17 protein-coding genes and 1 riboswitch are annotated in these 20605 nt (G+C 33.6%); of the genes, 2 read left to right on the forward strand and 15 right to left on the reverse strand.

The window, feature by feature from the left end:
* Nucleotides 1-74: 74 nt before the first annotated feature.
* The 6 genes from ACYQ5R_RS03475 to ACYQ5R_RS03500 all read right to left on the reverse strand — a co-directional run bounded on the left by ACYQ5R_RS03475 (nt 75) and on the right by ACYQ5R_RS03500 (nt 5759).
* A complete protein-coding gene (locus tag ACYQ5R_RS03475; RefSeq protein ID WP_460189517.1) occupies nt 75-1130 on the reverse strand; it encodes an NAD(P)/FAD-dependent oxidoreductase in 1056 nt (351 codons plus the stop codon).
* A gap of 22 nt (nt 1131-1152) precedes the next feature.
* Nucleotides 1153-1731: a precorrin-2 dehydrogenase/sirohydrochlorin ferrochelatase family protein gene (locus ACYQ5R_RS03480; protein ID WP_460189518.1), complete on the reverse strand. Its 579-nt coding sequence runs from the start codon at nt 1729-1731 to the stop codon at nt 1153-1155.
* Nucleotides 1728-3827: a HEPN domain-containing protein gene (locus tag ACYQ5R_RS03485; RefSeq protein WP_460189519.1), complete on the reverse strand. Its 2100-nt coding sequence runs from the start codon at nt 3825-3827 to the stop codon at nt 1728-1730. Before ACYQ5R_RS03485 ends, ACYQ5R_RS03480 begins: the two co-directional genes overlap by 4 nt.
* A gap of 12 nt (nt 3828-3839) precedes the next feature.
* On the reverse strand, nt 3840-4469 hold the full coding sequence (locus ACYQ5R_RS03490; protein WP_460189520.1) for a phosphoadenosine phosphosulfate reductase domain-containing protein: 630 nt from the start codon (nt 4467-4469) through the stop codon (nt 3840-3842).
* Between the two features lie 124 nt (nt 4470-4593).
* Entirely contained in the window at nt 4594-5004 is a 411-nt protein-coding gene (locus ACYQ5R_RS03495) for an RrF2 family transcriptional regulator (RefSeq protein WP_460189521.1), read from the reverse strand.
* 5 nt (nt 5005-5009) lie between these two features.
* A complete protein-coding gene (locus ACYQ5R_RS03500) occupies nt 5010-5759 on the reverse strand; it encodes an NUDIX hydrolase (protein ID WP_460189522.1) in 750 nt (249 codons plus the stop codon).
* 281 nt (nt 5760-6040) lie between these two features.
* On the opposite strand from ACYQ5R_RS03500, the gene ACYQ5R_RS03505 reads away from it, so the two are divergent.
* Nucleotides 6041-6226 (forward strand): hypothetical protein, encoded by a 186-nt coding sequence (locus ACYQ5R_RS03505; RefSeq protein WP_460189523.1) that lies wholly within the window; start codon nt 6041-6043, stop codon nt 6224-6226.
* A gap of 75 nt (nt 6227-6301) precedes the next feature.
* On the opposite strand, the gene ACYQ5R_RS03510 is transcribed toward ACYQ5R_RS03505, so the two are convergent.
* The 4 genes from ACYQ5R_RS03510 to ACYQ5R_RS03525 all read right to left on the reverse strand — a co-directional run bounded on the left by ACYQ5R_RS03510 (nt 6302) and on the right by ACYQ5R_RS03525 (nt 11271).
* Nucleotides 6302-7414: a BamA/TamA family outer membrane protein gene (locus tag ACYQ5R_RS03510; RefSeq protein ID WP_460189524.1), complete on the reverse strand. Its 1113-nt coding sequence runs from the start codon at nt 7412-7414 to the stop codon at nt 6302-6304.
* A 54-nt stretch (nt 7415-7468) separates the two neighbouring features.
* A complete protein-coding gene (locus tag ACYQ5R_RS03515; RefSeq protein WP_460189525.1) occupies nt 7469-8635 on the reverse strand; it encodes a trans-sulfuration enzyme family protein in 1167 nt (388 codons plus the stop codon).
* Nucleotides 8636-8682: 47 nt separating this feature from the next.
* Entirely contained in the window at nt 8683-9651 is a 969-nt protein-coding gene (locus ACYQ5R_RS03520; RefSeq protein WP_460189526.1) for an alpha/beta fold hydrolase, read from the reverse strand.
* Between the two features lie 72 nt (nt 9652-9723).
* Nucleotides 9724-9851: riboswitch (SAM riboswitch) on the reverse strand.
* 151 nt (nt 9852-10002) lie between these two features.
* Nucleotides 10003-11271 (reverse strand): O-acetylhomoserine aminocarboxypropyltransferase/cysteine synthase family protein, encoded by a 1269-nt coding sequence (locus tag ACYQ5R_RS03525; RefSeq protein ID WP_460189527.1) that lies wholly within the window; start codon nt 11269-11271, stop codon nt 10003-10005.
* A 531-nt stretch (nt 11272-11802) separates the two neighbouring features.
* Here ACYQ5R_RS03525 and metK point away from each other — a divergent pair.
* On the forward strand, nt 11803-13056 hold the full coding sequence (gene metK / locus ACYQ5R_RS03530) for a methionine adenosyltransferase (protein ID WP_460189528.1): 1254 nt from the start codon (nt 11803-11805) through the stop codon (nt 13054-13056).
* 82 nt (nt 13057-13138) lie between these two features.
* Here the strand turns inward: metK and ACYQ5R_RS03535 are convergent, their stop codons facing one another.
* The 5 genes from ACYQ5R_RS03535 to ACYQ5R_RS03555 form a co-directional block, all read right to left on the reverse strand.
* Entirely contained in the window at nt 13139-15322 is a 2184-nt protein-coding gene (locus ACYQ5R_RS03535) for a T9SS type A sorting domain-containing protein (protein WP_460189529.1), read from the reverse strand.
* 112 nt (nt 15323-15434) lie between these two features.
* A complete protein-coding gene (locus ACYQ5R_RS03540) occupies nt 15435-16079 on the reverse strand; it encodes a hypothetical protein (RefSeq protein ID WP_460189530.1) in 645 nt (214 codons plus the stop codon).
* Between the two features lie 38 nt (nt 16080-16117).
* Nucleotides 16118-18808, reverse strand: a complete 2691-nt coding sequence (locus tag ACYQ5R_RS03545; RefSeq protein ID WP_460189531.1) for a TonB-dependent receptor — start codon at nt 18806-18808, stop codon at nt 16118-16120.
* 25 nt (nt 18809-18833) lie between these two features.
* Nucleotides 18834-19670: a GLPGLI family protein gene (locus tag ACYQ5R_RS03550; protein WP_460189532.1), complete on the reverse strand. Its 837-nt coding sequence runs from the start codon at nt 19668-19670 to the stop codon at nt 18834-18836.
* Between the two features lie 72 nt (nt 19671-19742).
* Complete coding sequence (locus ACYQ5R_RS03555; protein WP_460189533.1) at nt 19743-20603, reverse strand: GLPGLI family protein; 861 nt, start codon at nt 20601-20603, stop codon at nt 19743-19745.
* Nucleotides 20604-20605 lie beyond the last annotated feature (2 nt).

Raw genomic sequence — 20605 nt, forward strand, 5'->3', positions numbered from 1 at the left:
GGTTCTTGTTACACTATTATCAGCGTGTTAACAAGAACCACAAAAATACTTATTTCGAATTTCTTTTAATGAGGTTATCCAATACTTTTTACAACTGCAGCCTCAGCTTTCTTAGTCTCACCATCAAAACCAGTAACTCCATTTACCGTAGTATATTTCATTACATAACGCTTACCTGGGTGAATGATATTATAGGCGTATTGCACTGCAATAGTGGCTTCGTGAAAACCACAAAGAATTAGTTTTAATTTTCCAGGATATGTATTAACATCTCCAATGGCAAAAATTCCAGGAATATTGGTTTGATAATCCAAAGCATTGTTAACAATAATGGCATTCTTTTCAATCTCTAGCCCCCAATTTGCGATAGGTCCTAATTTAGGAGAAAGACCAAATAGCGGGATAAAATGATCTGTAGACTTTAGAATATCGCCATCTGTTTTATGTTTAATTAATACAGAATCTACATGAGAATTCCCGTAAATTTCTTTAACCTCGGCATCAGTAATTAAATTGATTTTTCCTGCCTTATATAGCTCCTCTACTTTTTCTACAGAGTCTAATGCACCTCTAAATTCTTTGCGACGGTGTACTAAAGAAACCTCGCTCGCCACATCGGCTAAGAATATAGACCAGTCTAATGCAGAGTCTCCTCCACCAGCAATTACAACTTTCTTATTTCTATAGATTTCTGGATCGCGAATAATATATTCAACACCTTTATCTTCAAAATCTGTAATGTTTGGAATAGGTGGTTTACGCGGCTCAAAAGAACCTAAACCACCAGCTATAAAAATTACTGGTGCATTGTGTTCTGTACCTCTATTAGTTGTAACTAAAAACGAACCATCTTCTAATTTCTCAATAGTTTCTGCACGTTCTCCCAACGTATATCCTGGCTCGAAGGGTGCAATCTGTTCTGATAAATTATCGATTAATTCACCCGCTAATACTTCTGGAAAACCAGGAATATCGTAAATAGGTTTTTTAGGATAGATTTCTGCACATTGACCACCTGGTTGTGGTAGAGCATCTATAATATGACAACGTAATTTTAGCAATCCGGCTTCAAATACGGCAAACATTCCTACTGGGCCTGCACCGACTATTAATATATCTGTTTTAATCATAAGCTATGTATAAGGGGACTCCTTATTTCTTAGTTACTAGACTTGAAGTTAATTTATTTAATTGCGAAACTTTATCACTAAAGTTTCCTTTTATTAGTTTTCTGTAGGCATTCAAATTTTGTACTAAATCGTCAATATTATCAGGAATCACTTCCTCAAAAAATTGACGCAATCTCTTAGCCATTGTCGGTGATTTACCATTGGTAGAAATAGCAACTTTTACATTGCCTTTAGTAACTATACCTCCTAAATAAAAATCACATAATTCTGGAGTATCTGCTACATTAACTAACAATTGTTTTTGCTTTGCATCTTGATGAATTGTTTTATTTACCTCTTCATCATTTGTAGCGGCAATAACCATATGCTGTTTGTGTAATAAGTTTTTAGTATAAGGCCTCCACATTAATGGAATCTTATACTTTTTAGCTAAACTTATGAGTTCTTTAGAAAAATCTTTTGCAGCCACTACTACATTGGCATTAGGACTTGATTTTAAAAGAAAAGACAATTTTTCAAATCCAACAGTACCACCCCCAATAATCATTACATTGAGTTTTGATACTTTCAAAAATACAGGATACAATTCATTTTTCATCACACCACGCTTTTAAGTTCAACTTCTCTATAAGCAATTATATTTTTGATAAATAGTCTAGCATCTTGTATATAGTTTACAGCAAACTCTTTTGAAGGTGCGTTCTTATTTATCTGATACACAAAAGTACTAAAATCGGTTGGTAATTCTATATTTTGATTTTCTACAAAATAAGTATTGAAGTCACGGACAATTCCGGCATGTGTATTTGTCTTTTTACCTTCTGATAACAACAATGCTTTTGCAGCGTTAACTATACCAGCATAGGCATGATAAATTGCATCTGACCATTGCTCATTGGTAAATGCTGCATCTGCCAACTCCAATTTTTCTTCACTCTCAAAAATTAGTGTTTGTACAAGATCAATAACTACACCTGCACATTCACCTACTCCAATTGCTTTTACATATTTTTCTTCATTACCCCAATCAATAAAATCAGAAGGTTGTAAATTTTCTATATCAGCTAAAGGTTTTAACAGTTCATAAAAGTACTTCTCACCCTGGCGGTCATAATATTTTAAAAAGCGTTCTTCACTTAACGCATTCTTTTCAAAATCATTTAATAGGTATCGTAATGCATCATCTCCTCTTTTCGAAGGCACTTTTATAACTTTATCTGCAAACCTACCTTTACCATTGCCAAGATTTCCTCCTCCGAGCAAAACTTGTAATGCAGGTGCCACTTGCTTGTCTTTGGTTCTTATAGTCATACCTTGAAAGCCTATTTCAGCCATATTGTGCTGACCACATGCATTCATACAACCCGATATTTTTATAGTAATATCTTTATTGTTAATGTACTGAGGATACTCTTGCGCCAACACTTCTTCTAATCTTACTGCAATACCAGTACTGCTCGAAATACCTAAGTTACATGTATCTGTACCTGGACAAGCAGTAATATCTTGAGTCGCGTTGTAACCTAATTCTACAAAACCTAATTTCTTTAATTCTGTGTAGAAAAACGGTAACAATTGCTTTTGTACATGTTTGATTAAAATATTTTGACGAAGACTTAATCGGATTTCATCTCCAGCATATTTTGTAACCAAATCTGCCAATTTTCTCGCCTTATCAGTATAAAAATCACCCAACAATACTTTTACACCAATTGCATACAAACCAGATTGCTTCTGAGTAATTACATTGTATTTCTTCCATTGTTCATAATGCTGTGCATCATCTATATGAACTGTTGGAGCAGTTAAAGTTGATAATTCTATTTCTTGTTCAAAGTTTGAAGCATCGATTGCCACTGTTTTTTTAGATAGTGCTTTTTCTTCATCGGCTATCAATTCTTTAAACGCTTCTAAACCTATTTCTTTAATTAAAAATTTCATACGAGCTTTCGCTCTTCTACTTCGCTCACCATAACGATCAAAAACTCTTAAAACACTTTCGGTTAAAGGAATTATTTTATCTACAGCTAAAAAGTCGAACAACACATCTGCATGCCTTGGTTGTGATCCTAAACCTCCACCAAGTAATACTTTAAACCCTCTAACTCCATTATTAATTTTGGCTATAAAACCAAGATCATGCATATAACTTAAACCAGAATCAGCATCTGTAGCAGAAAAGGAAATTTTAAACTTACGACCCATTTCTTGACACACTGGGTTCCTCAAGAAAAAACGAAACATTGCGTCAGCATAAGGCGATACATCAAATGGCTCATCAGGATCAATACCTGCAGTTTCTGAAGCTGTAATATTTCTAACTGTGTTACCACATGCTTCTCTAAGTGTTATATCACTTTTTTCTAATTCCGCCCACAATTCTGGAGTTCTATCTAAGCTTACATGGTGTATTTGAATATCTTGACGCGTTGTTATATGCAACCTACCTCTTGAATACTCATCACTCACATCAGCAATTCTGCGCAATTGTGCTCCAGAAACTCTGCCAAAAGGTAGTTTAATACGAATCATTTGAACACCTTGCTGACGCTGACCATAAACACCACGCGCCAAACGTAGCGATCTAAAACGCTCTTCATCAACCTTACCTTCTTTAAAGGATCTAATTTTTTGTTCTAATTCAATAATATCTTTTTGAACAATCGGATTTTCTATTTCGGTTCTAAAGCTAAACATAATTTCTAGTTCTTAAAGGTGTAAACCACATTCTCTATTTTCTAAGACCTTGGTAGGATCAAAATATTTAAATTCATTTGACAACCCATGATCTTTTAAATACACATCCAATTCGGTATCAGACCAATGGTAAAAGGGACTCACCTTCAGCACACCGTCTGCACTAACCGATACAATATCTATACTATCTCTAAAAGCAGTCTGTCCTTTTCTAAGGTTAGTAAACCAAACATCTGGTCGGTGTTCTTCCATAGCTCTTCTGAATGGCTCTAACTTTACTTGCTCTGTAAATATTTTATGATTTCCACTTTCTATATCAGGAATACCCATCTCAACATTTCTAAATGCCACAGATTGCTTTGGCACATATAAATGCACATTTAATTTAAAGCGTTCTATAATATCTTTCGCATGACGATATGTTTGTGGCGTGTTATAACCAGTATCACACCATACAACAGGTAAGTTTCCTTTAACCCTGGAAGTAGCATATAAAATTGCTACTTCATATGGTCTAAAGTTTGTTGTAACTATTGGTCTGTTGGCCATTTCCAATGCCCATTCTATTATTTCTTGAGGCGATTTAACCTTAAGTACTTTATTAACCTCAGCAATTTTTTCTTTTTCAAGTTGTATGTTCATTCTCCCAATGTTTACAATTACTCTTTTTCCCTATCGGTTTAGTAGATTTATTTGCAAATGTAAGAATATTTTATTACCCTACAAGTTTAATAGGAAATAAATACATTAAATAATTGAGAAGTATTTAGGCAGTTAAATCTGCTAGTGTTGTATTTCTAAAAATCTCGAGAGTACTATCTCTAACTTGAATCATAAGTTTATGAACACTGCAAGTATTCTCATCTGGACAGTCATCACATTTCTCGTAAAAATTCAAACTAACACAAGGCAACATAGCAATTGGACCTTCCAATACTCTAATAACCTCTGTCATTAAAACATCCGACGGATCTTTTATTAAGTAATAACCTCCACCTTTTCCTTTTTTAGAACCGAGAATGCCTCTCTTTCTAAGAGATAGTAAAATACTTTCCAAAAACTTTTGAGAAATATTTTCACTTTTGGAAATTTCTGCAATTTGAACAGGAGCTTTATTGTTGTGTCTTGCCAAATAGGCTAGTGCTTTTAGTCCGTATTTCGTTTTCTTTGAAAGCATATTTTCTAATTTATAAAGCCAATTCCCTGACTCAATATTTGATTGTATTTAACAGTATTTATGGAATATAGATAAGGCGCTTTGTGCGCACCACAATTTAATTTCTTTTCATGTCTATCTAAAAACCCTAATTTAAGCATCTTTTTTTGAAAATTCCCTCTATCTAATGGTCTTGCCAAAATACTTTCATAAAGCTGTTGTAAGTCCTTCATGGTGAATTTCTGATCTAAAATATTTAAACCAATTGGCAAATAGTTCAATTCATGTCTTAGTTTTTCGATACCTTTTTCAATCATCAAATTGTGATCTAAAATTAAATCTGGTACTTCATCAATTGCAATCCACTTACAAGCATCAGATAGATGGTCAGGTGCAATATTACATTCATCTATCTTTACCAAAGAAATATAAGCAGTACTAATGAATCTCTGCATTATCCAATCTTTTAAATCCTCAGATAGCACTTCATTGCTAAAACTATCAATTATCTCTTTAGAATGCTTTCTATCATTATCTCCGAAAGTATAAAGTTGATCTAAAAAAGGGAGTGAAACCCCTGTTCGTGTCTGTAAAATTCTTACCGCTGCATTATTAAGATTTTCTTCTTTCTGTATGAATCCACTAGGTAAAGCCCATTTATCAATACCCTTCCACTTCAATAAAAGCACATGCAATCTACCTTCTTTAAAACCAAAAACCACGCAATCAATTGAAATTGATGAAAGTAAATTGCCAATATTAACCCGTTTTGACATTATGATGTAATTAATTTCCCCATAGGACAAATATAGTAATAAATAAGCGTGTCAATTATACACAATAATATTTTTCACATCATTGTGTGTTTTTTTACACATGTAATTTAAAATAATTGATAAATCATTCTTTACAACTCCAACTTTTGACTTTATATCCTTTTTAGCAATGCCATCTTGTTCTAAAATGATAGCTAAACGAAAAATGAATCGTTTTAATATTGTTCATTATAACAAAGAAATATTTTATCCAGTTTCTATAATAACATTTAAAAGCGCTTTTGGAAGAGTTTGGCACTTCAGATGAAATACTAGCTGACATTCTATTTGGTGCACAAACTACTTCGGTTAAATTACTGTTTGAATCACCTTCTTCTCAAGAAGCTGTAGAAAATCAAAAAAAAGATGTTCCTTTTGACTCCAAAGACTCATTATACGCATTTGGAGCAGGAATTATATATAATTAAAAGTAGTTTGATTAATTAGATTTCAAATTTTAGGCCTCAATTTTATTGAGGCTTTTCTAATTCAAATAGATCTAGTTATCGAGTAAAGGCCTCTCCTATTCTGAAATAAAGTCCCCAATCGTCTTTACCAACGGCAACATCTATTCCTATATTAATTCGTTGTTTAGGCAATGCTTTAAATCGGATACCAGCACCAGCTGCTGGCAATAAATTATCAAAACGCATTTCATCTAACTTATCTACTGCAGTTGCCACCCCAGCAAAAGTTACAAAACCCCATCGATCTGCAAACCAATGCCTATATTCTGATTGAACTGCATATACTTGATCTCCTCTATATTTTCCTTCAGAATATCCTCTAAGATCATCTCTCCCAACTACATTCTGACCAGAAAATGGTACATCTCCAATTGATAAATCACTGTAAAATCTTGCTAATATTGTATTCTCTTCTCCAATTGAGAAATAATGATTGTAGACCAAATTTAATCTTGTATATGAATTTGTACTTCCAATATTCTCCGAAAAACTCATATTGTTCGCTTTTGCATGAAAACCATCTACAGGAGCAAACTGATTATCTCTGGTATCATAAACTAATGAGACACCAAAACCAAACTGACTAATTTCTTCTGAAGGAATAAAAATACTTTCGAACGTAGTTTTGTTTTGAGAATAGACAAATTGCGGACCAACATAAAGCTTTTTATAAACATTATACAACAACTCCGTATAAGCAAAAAACACCTTAGTTTGATAATCCACAAAAACTCCATCATCTTCTGTTTCACTATAAGCAAGACCACCAAAATATGGAATGTCACTTATAATATTTGGCCAACCAATAAAAGTTTGAAAATTTATGGTTCCAGCACCCATTGCCGTTTTTAGGCGAAATGTATCTTCTTTAAAATAGAATTTATTAATCTGAGCTATAAACCATGTTTTATTGGTTGAATAAATACCAAACAATCCACTTGAAGAAAGCGGAGATATTGTATCAGATGCACTTACATTATAATAAGCAGATCCGAATCCACCAAACGAAGCCCCAAAACTATTACTGTAATTAATTATTGGTATACCAACTAGTCTTACTTTTTTTTCGTCTTTAACCAAGACTGAATCATTTTGAGCGAACAATGATGCCGTGAAAAGATATAAAAAACAAATTAAAATTCTATTCATAGTAATTAGCTTTACTACAAATATAATTAATCTAATCTTCGAATTTAAAGGCTTTTATTCGAGTGCTTGCTTTAAATCTGCAATAATATCTTCTACATTTTCTAATCCTACAGAAACTCTTACCAATCCATCAGAAATTCCTACTTCAGCTCTCTCTTCAGAGCTCAACTTACTATGGGTAGTAGACGCAGGATGCGTTGTGATTGTTCGCGTATCTCCTAAATTAGCAGAAAGACTGCACATTTTAAGTTTATTCAAAAATGCTCTACCAACTTCAATACCACCTTTAACTTCGAATGCAACAATATTGCCTCCAAGCTTCATTTGTTTTTTAGCTACTTCATATTGAGGATGCGACTTTAAGAATGGGTATTTCACCCAATTTACATTGGAGTTTTCCTCTAAAAACGAAGCCACTTTTAAGGCGTTTTTACTGTGCTTTTCTACACGAATACTTAGTGTTTCCAGACTCTTTGATAATACCCAAGCATTGAATGGAGACATTGCAGGGCCTGTATTTCTTGAAAACAGATAAATCTCTCTGATCAATTCTTTCTTTCCAACAGCTACACCTCCCAAAACACGACCTTGCCCATCCATTAATTTAGTGGCTGAATGCAATACTAAATCAGCCCCAAACTTAATTGGTTGCTGGATATATGGTGTTGCGAAGCAATTATCGATTACTAATAATATTTTGTGCTTTTTGCAAATTGCATTTAACAATTCTAAATCTATGATATCTATACCAGGATTAGTAGGTGTTTCTGCATATAGAATTTTGGTATTTGGTTGAATAAGCCCCTCAATTGTTTCAGGTTTATTAATATCAAAATACGAAGTTTCGATATTCCATTTAGGCAAATACTTTGTAAATAAAGAGTGGGTAGAACCAAATACTGATCTTGCCGAAACAATATGATCTCCACTATCCAACAAGGCTGCGAAAGTTGAAAAAATTGCAGCCATACCTGTTGCAAAGGCATAACCATCTTCTGCCCCCTCCATGGCAACTACCTTAGAAACAAATTCGGTCATATTAGGATTACTGAACCTACTGTAAAGATTTTTTTCTTTTTCTTCAGCAAAAGAGGCTCTCATATCTTCTGCATCATCAAATACAAAACTAGATGTTACAAACATAGGTGTAGAATGCTCTGAAAATTGTGAACGCTCTATTTGATTTCTGATAGCCTGTGTTTCAAAATGGTACTTATCCATGATTTCTATATTACGAAATATCGAAATAGCTCAATACCTCAATTTAATTAAAATATGTCTTTTAATAATTCTTCTAGTTGGTCAAATTCAATTAAAAATCCATCATGACCATAAATAGATTTCAATTCTTTTAAACTGTTTTGAATACCAAGTGCATTCAATTTTTCTGTAGTTTCTATATTCTCTTCAGGTACAAAAAAGATATCTTGATCAATGTATACCTGTGTAATTTTTGCTTTAATTTGTTTGGCAACCTCTTCAAAAGTTCCCCTGCCTCTGGTGATATCAATATGTGTTAGCAAATGATTCATTAATTGATAGGCTTCAAAATCAAAACGTTCTCCAATTCGTTTACCATGGTGCAATAACCAACTCTCTGCATTAAAGATTCCTAGTTCATCATTTTTAGTTCGATTAAATCGCCTTTTGAATGAAATAGGTGTTCTATAAAATAACATAGCCATTAATCTGGCATCGTGCATTGGGTTTTTAGAGTTGTTTAAAATCTGTTCTTGCGTAAGGTTATGAGCTATTATCCAGTCAGAGGTCTTCCAATCAGAACCAAGTGGAATAAGGTGCTCGATTAAATCAGGAAATAATACGGCCATCTCCCAAGCAATTCCACCTCCTAAAGATGGACCAATAACAGCATGTAATTTCAAAATATTTAATTGCTCCAAACAGTTGCCAAAAATTCCTGCGATATCTCTAGGTGTATAATCTTTATAGTTCTTGATTAACTTATCAGGATTTGTGTCGTAGCCATTACCAGGAATATCAAAGGCGATAACCGTGTATTTATTCGTATCAATGAGTTTATCCTCCCCAATGATTCCTTTCCACCAACCTTGTTCACCGGCCACTTCAGAATTTCCTGTAAGCGCATGACTTATTTGAACTATTGGTGCGGTGTGTAAAGGTTTCCCATATACCTGATATGTTATATCATAAGAACCCGTATACCCAGATTCTGTTGTAAAATTATCTACCTCAATATGATGCAATGGTTGTTTCAATGCACTAATTTTTAAATTAAAATTGTGTTCAAGAAAATTGTATAAAAAAAGTGTAGAATAGCATTGACTCTATTGTTATCTATCCAAACTTTAAGTAAACTTAAAGTAACGTAGCTCGGTAGAATTTAGCACCTTCTTTAAAAGATAAAGGGTTGCTAAGGCTTCATCGGGTCTATTCCCTCTGCCTTTCTTTATAACATTTTCAATAAATAGCTGAACTTGCGTACAAAGTAATGCATAAAAAATGTGACCGCCAATGTTTTTGTTCATTTTCTTAAAAAACAAAAAAGTATCGAGAAGAAACCTTTGTTAGTTTCGATCTCGATACTTATACAAACAAATCAACCTTTCTTATGGAATAGCTTGCTCAATATCAGCAATCAAATCGGCAACGTTCTCTAATCCTACTGATAATCTGATCAAGTCTTTAGTCACACCACTCGCCTCTTGTTCTTCATCATTTAACTGTTGGTGTGTTGTACTAGCCGGATGTATTATTAACGACTTGGTATCGCCAATATTGGCTAGCAATGAAAATATTTTGGTGTTATCTGTTAACTGTTTTGCGGCTTCAAAGCCTCCCTTTAAACCAAAAGTTACAATTCCGCTTTGACCTTCTGGCAAATACTTTTGAGCAATGTTGTAATAGTTACTACTTTCTAACCCAGGGTAATTTACCCAAGTAACAGCCTCATTACCTTCAAGCCATTTTGCAAGTGCAAGTGCATTTTCACTATGTTTCTTGATTCTGACTTCTAAGGTTTCTAAACCTTGAATAATTTGAAAAGCATTGTATGGACTTAACGCTCCACCATAATCACGCAACCCTTCTATTCTTACTTTTGCAATGTAAGCAATAGCGCCAAGTGCCTCTGCATAATTTAATCCATGATAACTCGGGTTTGGCTCTGTAAATTCTGGAAATTTACCACTCGCCCAATCAAAAGTTCCGGCATCAATAATAACACCTCCAAGCGAATTCCCTTGACCTCCAATGTATTTTGTAAGAGAATGAATAACAATATTAGCACCATGTTCAATTGGGTTCAGCAAATAGGGTGTTGCAACGGTATTGTCTACTATAAACGGAATTTTTGCTGCTTTGGCCTCATTGGCTATTGCTTTTAAATCGAGAACGTCTAGTTTCGGATTACCTAAACTTTCTGCGAAAATTACTTTAGTATTTTCTTGAATAACCTTACCAAAATTTGAAGGGTCAGACGCATCTACAAATGTTGTCGTAATCCCTAATCTTGGAAGGGTATTGTTCAATAAATTAAAGGTCCCTCCATATAAAGAACTTGAAGCGACAATGTGATCTCCTGTTTTTAACAAAGTAAGTAATGCGGTAGAAATTGCCGCTGTCCCAGAGGCAAAAACTGCCGCTGCAACTCCTCCTTCTAAAGCTGCTAATCGCTGCTCTAAAATATCATTGGTAGGGTTGTTTAATCTTGTATAAATAAATCCTGGTTCAGCTAAAGAAAATAAATTTGCCGCGTGATCTGTATCATTAAAAACGTAGGAAGTAGATTGATAAATTGGCACAGCTCTTGTACCTGCTGTTGCAGTGGTATCGTGCCCTGCATGTAATGCTTGTGTTGAAAATTTTTGTGAACTCATTTTAAAATTTGTTTTTTATATTATGAAATGGGTCTATAAAAATGTTTGGGGTATTACCGCATTGACCTCTAGTTTCGAAGAGCGGCAATACCTTGGCATTATCATGTTATTATATCTATTCATTTGTTTGCTGTTCTGTTCTTAAAAAACCTCTGAACAAGTTCAGAGGTTTTGCATAGTTAATTAATCAATTAAGTAGTCACCTCATTAAATCTTTCTCCGTTTGGTTTTAATTCAAATATATCTTAATCTCTCTATTACTCTACTTATTCGATAGGCAAATATGATAAACTGATTTTTCTCCACCAAATAAATCTTCTAAATTTTTGAATTTTAATGATATTCATAAAAAAAGACTCTTTTTTTTGAGGTTAATTATTTTTAATTGTTATAAATTTGCAGCCGAATCACCGAGGAAAAATTTGACTGATTGCAACCTCTTTCAAAAAAATGCTAAAGCAGTACTTAAAAGCACTTCCTTTAGACATATCCCTCTCTTTGATTCTTAATTTATTAAACAAAAATAAGACTATGTCATATTTATTTACGTCAGAATCAGTATCTGAAGGACATCCAGATAAAATAGCAGATCAAATTAGTGATGCATTAATAGATCGTTTTTTAGCATTCGATCCAAACTCAAAAGTGGCTTGTGAAACGCTTGTAACTACTGGTCAAGTAATTCTTGCAGGAGAAGTGAAGTCTACTGCCTATTTAGATGTTCAAAAAATTGCCAGAGATGTAATTAACAACATTGGATATACTAAAGGTGAATACATGTTTGATGGTAATTCTTGTGGGGTATTAAATGCTATACACGAACAATCTCAAGATATTAATCAAGGTGTTGATCGAGCTTCTTACGAAGAGCAAGGTGCCGGTGATCAAGGAATGATGTTTGGTTATGCAACTAAAGAAACAGAAAACTATATGCCTTTGGCATTAGATTTAAGTCACCGTATTTTAAAAGAGCTCGCTTCTTTAAGAAGGGAAAATAAGGAAATTACCTATTTAAGGCCTGATGCTAAAAGTCAGGTTACTATTGAGTATTCAGATGACAACGTACCGCAACGTATAGACACGATTGTTATTTCTACTCAACATGATGAGTTTGATGAAGACAACACCATGTTAGCAAAGATTAAAGAAGATTTAATCAGCATTTTAATACCTAGAGTAGTTGCGCAATTACCAGCAAACATACAAGTATTGTTTAACGATGATATTACGTATCATATCAACCCTACAGGAAAGTTTGTAATAGGTGGACCACACGGTGATACAGGTTTAACTGGTAGAAAAATTATTGTGGATACTTATGGAGGTAAAGGCGCACACGGTGGTGGAGCTTTTTCTGGTAAAGACCCAAGTAAAGTAGATAGATCTGCAGCATATGCTTCTAGACACATTGCAAAGAACTTAGTTGCTGCTGGTGTTGCAGACGAAGTATTGGTTCAAGTATCATATGCTATTGGTGTAGCTCAACCAACATCTATTAATGTAGAAACTTATGGTACTGCAAAAGTTGATTTAACCGATGGCAAAATTTCAAAAATAGTAGAGCAAATCTTTGATATGCGTCCTGCAGCTATTGAAAAGCGTCTAAAACTTCGAAATCCAATATATCTAGAAACTGCTGCATATGGTCATATGGGTAGAACACCAGAAGTTATTACTAAGAAATTTATTTCTACAGAAGGTAGAGAGGTAAGTTTAGAGGTAGAAACATTTACTTGGGAGAAATTAGATTTTGTTGAGAAAGTGAAAATTGCTTTCAATATTTAAAACCTATTAAAATATAGAAGTGAAAAGCCGAGGTAAACATTATTTACTTCGGCTTTTTTATATATTGAAATTAAACTATTCTTTAATATTTGAATAATTTAATTGAGCTTTTTTTTGAGTCGGATTTAATATGCAAAACATACACTCCCTTCGGCAAATTATTAACATTAATTTTTTTCGCTCGAATATTTGAAAATTTAGAATGCATTTGCACTTTACCAGTCATATTAATAATCTTAATTTCTATGTCTCCATATTCTCTTCCCAAATCAATTTCTACATATTCTGATGTTGGATTTGGATATACATTAAACGCAAATAACTCATCATCTTTATTTGTACTAAGCACCTGATTTAATCCTTCAACTTTAGAAACCCCTCCATCTGTGGCAAAGTAAATTACATCTTGACCAGACACTACTTTTATAGCCTTAACTTTATTATTAACTAAATCACTGCTTGCGGTGGTAAAACTATTCCATAAAACGCCATCGTATTGTGCAACTCCGCCATCTGTTGCAAACCAATAATCTCCCTCGTTATCTACAACAATTTGCCTCAAAATATCATTTACCAATCCGCCAGAAGTTGAAGCATTAGAATAGCTCGTCCAAGAAACGCCATCATAAACCGACACACCACTAGAAGTGCCAAACCAAAGATTGCCCATAGCATCTGTTGCAACTCCTCTTACTATGTCTGAATTTAATCCTCCAGATGTTGAAGCGTTTGTATAACTTGTCCAAGTAGTACCATCAAAACTTGAAACTCCAATTTGAGTTACAAACCACATTGTACCAAAAACATCTTCTGACATATAATGTACATTGTTATTGACCAATCCGCCAGCAGTGTTGCCATTGGTATATCTCGTCCAAGTAGTACCATCAAATTTAGAAACACCAGATTGTGTAGCCACCCAAATATCTCCCAAAGTGCTCTCATAAATTTTTCTAATTCTATTGGAGCCTATTCCATTTGAAGTACTCGTTTTGGTGTAGTTGGTAAACGTATTTCCGTCAAAAAAGGAAACTCCTCCATCTGTTGCAAACCAGTAATCTCCATTTGTATCTATTAAAATATTTTTAACCTTATTGTTTAACAAACCATGTGTGGTTGTATAGTTCGTCCAATCAACTCCATCAAACATAGATACTCCACCATCAGAAGCGATCCATAAATTATCTGAAGCATCAATTTCAATATCTTTTACTTTGTTGCTTAGTAAACCTTTATTAATTATAGTACTATTTACCGTATATGTTGCCCAATCGGAACCATTAAACTTTGAAACTCCAGAATTTGTAGCAAAATAAAGTTCATCGGTGCTATTTCTTATTACGTAAAATGTTTTATTATTTAACAACCCACTTGAAGTACTTGCCTTTGTATATGTGGTCCAAACAGAAGTTCCATCAAAAACTGATACCCCAGCATTGGTTGCAAACACTAAATTATCTAAAGAATCAAACTCAATACTTCTAACAATGTTATTTGCTAAACCATCTAGATCGGTATAAGAAGTCCATGCAGTACCATCAAATTTTGAAACTCCTCCTTCTGTTGCAAACCAATAATTGCCAGAACTATCTTGATTTATGGCCTTTACTTTATCATTTACTAAGCCGTCTGCAATAGTATAAGAGCTCCAAGTAGTTCCATCATATTTCGAAACTCCTCCATCAGTAGCAATCCAATAGTCTCCCGCATTATCAATAAAAATATAGGTTGTTCTATTACTCACTAAACCATTTGACGTATTACTAGTTGTATATCTCGTCCAATTTGAACCATCAAAAATAGAAACACCACTTCTTGTTGCAACCCACATATCGTTAGATGCATCTTTAATAATATGTCTAATTTTATTATGACCTATTAAATTACTGGTGTTTTCTTTTGTATAAGTTGTAAAAGTACTTCCGTTGTATACACTAATGCCTCCATCGGTGGCAATCCAATAGTTGTTACTTGCATCTTGAGTAATTGCTTTTGTTTTTGCATTTACTAAACCATCTGAAATAGTTAATGAACTCCATGAATCACCATCAAAACTAGATATTCCGAGATCTGTAGCATACCAATAACCTCCTCCATCATCTATGTACAAATATTTGATTTTATTATTGATAAGGCCGAGATCTGCGGAATTGTTAAAGGTGTAGGAAGACCATGTTTGACTTGATAGATTTAAAACTGATAATACAAATAGTAGATGTAAAAAAATACCTCTATTGTGATTACGATTTTTGGGGAACTGCCTCATAATATAAGGGGGTTACATATTAGAAGTTGTGGACAAGATACTGATTTAAAATAAATTACTCCTTCCGAAAAGTCGAAAGGAGTAATGATATTTTACAAGAAAAAATAATTCTCTAATTAAATGTCGTTTTATTATCTCCAAAAGCAATGATTAAACCACCGCTAAAGTTCAGCATTGCAGCCACTTTAGAGTAACCAGCATAACCGTATGGCCCACCGTAATATACACCACCGCCATAAACTGGCAACAGTAATTGAGATTGCAACCTAAAACCTAAATAATCGTTAAACATGTATTTTACACCACCAGAAAGCGCAAATGTAAATGTGGTATAAGAGCTCAAATTAAATTCTGCAGCTCCATTATTTTCTGGGTTAAAAGTAGACCAACCAATGGCAACGCCAAAAAATGGTTTTACTTGATCGTCATTACCAAAGTCTTGAATTGCCCCAAACAAATAATGATTAATTGCCACATCTCCCCAATTACGCTCTTCATAAGGGTTAAATAAAATATCTTTAATTCTAATCTCACTGTCCTGATGTGTCCAAGAAAATTCAAAATTTATGCGATTTCCTGTATTAAAACTTCCGGTAACTCCGTATTGCTCTCCACCAGGTAGTTTTACATAACCACCATTATAGTTCAGTTTCGAATTAATTTGATATCCGAATTGTGGAGTTATTTCAAAACTTTGAGCTTGAAATCCAATTGTAAACAATAGTGCTCCAAAAAATATAAAAAGTGTCTTTTTCATAAAAAATAGTTAAGCAGCAAAACTACTTAAAAAAATGATTAAAGATTGTACTTTATGTTAAACATTACTCGCCTACCCATTACTAAATAACTTGAAGTACTCGTACTAAAGTTTGGCACAAAATTATCTCTATTTATGGCTTCGTTATCTGTTAAGTTCTTGCCAGAAACACTGAACTCCCATTTACTATCGGTTTTTTGAAAGAACAAAGTAGCATCTAAAAACGAATATTTATTTTCTACAGTACCGGCATCATTTGAATAATTGTAATAGCTATAGTCTGCTACAAAACTAAAGTGTTTTAAGAACACCGCGTCTAATCTCGCAAATGGTCTGTCTGTAGTAAATTTATTTTCACTAAAGGACGATTGGTAATCATTAAAAGATTTGTTGTAACCTACTTCAATATTCGGAGCAGTTTTAAAATTGGTCGCAAAACTAACCGTATAATTCTGATTATAACTTTCAGATACATCTGGTGTATCTTCAACAAAACCATTGAATTTATTATAGCTTAAATTAATACGACCATTTACTTTAAACTTTCCGAATCTTCTACCATAATTAGCGCGTGCCGTTAATGTTTCGTCTGCCAAATTTGAATTAAATGGTTCTGAAATTGTTTGATTTCTACCTGAAAAAACAGAACGATTTTTAATTGCATCTACAGTTTTGGTATAAGTAATCGCTGCGTTTATATTGGTAAAATTATACATGCTAAAACTAAAGAAATCTAATGAGTAACGGTTTACCAAAGAACTCTCTAAGTAACGGTTACCTTGAAATAACGAGTTAAAATTATTTAACACATAGCCTTCAGCAATATTATTTATATCTGTATACTGCCTAGTCATTCTATAATTAAAACGAAGCGTTTCAGACTGTTTAATCTTAAATAGAATCAATAAATCTGGAGTAAAATTGAAATCGTTCTGTTTGTACGAATCTCCTAATTGCTGATCTTTTGTAATATAATTATGCACATTAAATCCAGGTGTAAATGTAAATTTACCAACCACCGCTTTGTAATGCACACCTAAGAATAGATCTGTAAAATTATAGGTAACATCATTGTTTAATTCGGGCTCGTCAAAATCTTTCTTACCACCATTACTTAATATTTGAAATATACCAGAATCAAAGCGCTGTTCACTTAAAGTAGTACCAAGTGTAAAGTTTAAATTACTCTTACGGTTTAAAATAAAATAGTAATCAAGCTTTGCATCTAACTTACTTGTAATATTCTGCTCGTTCTGATTCATATTATAAATCGTCTCTGGATCAGTTGGTATAATATCTTCAAACGGTTGGTTATTTCTTAAAAAATTCAAATATGGATTTTCATTCTGATACATGTGCTGCGCCTCAAAAGAAAAAATGTTCTTATCATCCATCACCTTATAATAATTCAAATTTTGATTTACCGATGTTGGTTTTTCTTTTTGACGATTTACAATATTCTCTTCGGTACCATCATTTAATTGAGAGTTGATCATCTCTTCTTCTGAAGAGCTTGAAGTTTTTAATAACACATCATAATCAAATTGTGTATTGTTATCTGGCTTATAGGTAGAACTGAATTTAAACAAGCCTAATTTTGTGTTTTGACGTGTTAAATTGGTTCTATTTTCTATGGTACCAGTAACAATGTTTTGAATTATTGTATTGGTAATCATCTCTACATCTTGATCATTAAAAATACTAAAGCCACTAATGGTCCATGCTTCTTTAGGCGTATAACTAAAATTAGCAGCGCCAAACTTAGTTTCTATTTCATTGGCCATATTGTTCTGCAAACCAGATAGACCTAACCCTGCATTTCCAGCGTTGAATGATGTGCCACCCCTATTCATAATATTTCTGAAACCACCAGTAAATCGAAAATAATCTTGACGCGTAAATGGCACCTCTCCAATATTATTCATATCTCCAATAATATTGATACTGGTTTTTGGACTGTAATAAAACAATTTAGGATGCACTAAATACCCTTCATCTTCGCCAACACCCGCTTTTACATCTCCAAACCAGAAGTTCTTTTTACCCTCTTTTAGTTTAATGTTTAAAGCTATATTATCAGAATCATCGCCAACACCTCGCATAGGAGTTACTTCGTTATAATTTCTTAACACCTCAATTTTATCTACCGCATCAGCAGGAATGTTTTGAGAGGCTACTTTGGAGTCGCCATCAAAAAAGTCTTTGCCTTCAACCATAACCTTCTGAACTGTTTTCCCCTCTACTTCAATCTCTCCATTTTCGGTAATTTCAACTCCTGGTAATTTTTTAAGAACGTCTTCCAATTTCTTTTCAGTACCATTATTAAAAGAATCTGCATTATAGACAATGGTATCTCCTTTTATAGTTACTGGCATTTCAAACGTGAGTTCCACATCATCCAAGGTGTTTTCTTCTTCGTACAAAGTGAAATTGCGCGTTTCTACCGAGGACCCATCCGGAATAAACAACGAATCTGTAGCTGTTACAAAACCAATATAACTTATACGCAAATTGTAGCTCTGATTGGTTGGTAAAACCAATTTAAACTCACCTTTATCATTGGTAATAGAGTATGATTCTACCTTACTCGTACCTTGAACCAAAGCAATAATATTTGCCAATTCAAGTGGATTTCCTACACTGTCTTTTACTGTTCCTTCTAAACGTGCCGTTTGAGAATAGGCACAAAAGGATATGAATACAATCGCAATTGTAAATAGTTGTTTCATAATAAATAAGTCCGTTTATTCTTGGTTAGATTCCTCTGCGCTGTTGCCCTTGGCTTCTTCTGCCTCCGTACATTTCACGCATCTCTTTCATTTTTTCTATTCGTATTTCCGAAAACTCTTCTCGTGTAACTTTAGATCCTTTTTTAGGTGCTTTAATTTCTGCTTTCTCCTTAGGGTTTATTACAATTTTTGTACACAAAATGGTGGTATTATCTGCGTTAACCTCCAAAATTAAACCCGGTAATCCCCAATATTCACCTGGGCCATGACTCACAGGAATTTCTGGAGTATACCACGCCACAATTTCGATTTCTTTAAGAGAGTCTTTCGGTTCGTCATTTTCACTATTTTGACTATTTCCTCCTCTTCTGCCAAATCTAAATGACGGTGTATTGGGAACCATTTTTTTAGCAATAGCTTTAAATGCTAAGTGTTGCCCTATTACTTTTGATTCGTCTTGAAACTCCCATACGTAGTTTTCTAGACTATCTGTCACTAAAAACTCTTTTCCCATTAGATTTTGCTCTTGCAAAAACACTTGGTCTTTTGTGTTCTTATAAGTCTTTCCTGCTCCAAATCCACCAAAGCGCATTCTACCACCACTTTGACCAGGTTGTTCTAATTTCTCTTCTTCTTTATACAAAGATTCAGCTTTGGTAAAACTTAAGACAAATTCTTTCTCAGTCATGTCTTTCATACGTTTTTTAATACGTTCTTTTTGTTCAGGAGACATTTGAGAACTGTCTAAGTTTAATTCTATTTGAGTTTTAGATTGGTAAACTGCTTTCCCTTGAAAGTCTTGTGCAAATGCACTTGCAGTTACTAAAAAAGTTAGTAAGATTGGTTTTAAAAATTGATTCATTTGACAACTATTTACAATTAGTCCAAAATTAAGACTATAATAATTGCAATAGGTTTAAATCAAACTAAAAAATTACCCCCCAATTCTTATACTAAATGTACCTCCATCTTCTCCTTTACGTTCTCTACCTCCAAAGTTCTTTTGCATTTCTTCAATTTTTTCACGCATTAAAACTTCGTATTCATCAGCGGTAACTTGTTTCCCTTTTGTTGGTGCTTTTATATCGGTTTTGTCTTTACTATTCATAACAACTTTAGTACACAAATAACTCATATTATCTCCATCGTGCAATTCTAAAATCAATCCTGGTAAGCCCCAAAAATCATCTGGACCATTACTAACAGAAATTTCAGGTGTATACCATGCTACAATCTCACGTTTATCAATTGTTTCTTCCTTTTCTGCTTCTTCATCAGTATCACTATCAAAACGAATACTCATTCCCTCTGTTTCAAAAGTTGCCACCGCTTTAAAACATAAGTACTTACCAATTACTTTAGATTCTTCAGTTAATTCCCAATTGTAGACACGCAGTGAATCTTTTACCAAGAATGGTTTCCCAAAAAGGTCTTCTTCTTCGGCATAAATTTTAGTTTTAGTGTTTTTATAGTGTTTTAATCCAGCTCCACCGCCTCCAATAGACATCACTCTAATTCCTCCAGAACTCACATTTGCCTGAGGAGTTTCTAACGATTCTTCTTCCTTATAAATGGAAGCCTCTTTATTAAAGGTCAAAATAAAAGTGCGTTCAAATTGCTTCTTTAACATGGCCTGCATCTTGGCTTTCTGATCGTCTGTCATTCTATTATCATCGAGTCCAATCTCAACTTTACGTTGTGTTTGATAATAAGCTTGTCCTTGAAATTCTTGCGCAAAAATATTCGCAAAAAATGTAGTTGCAATTAATAGTAATGTTAATACTAGGTTTTTCATTT

It is taken from the genome of Urechidicola sp. KH5, from assembly GCF_054661455.1.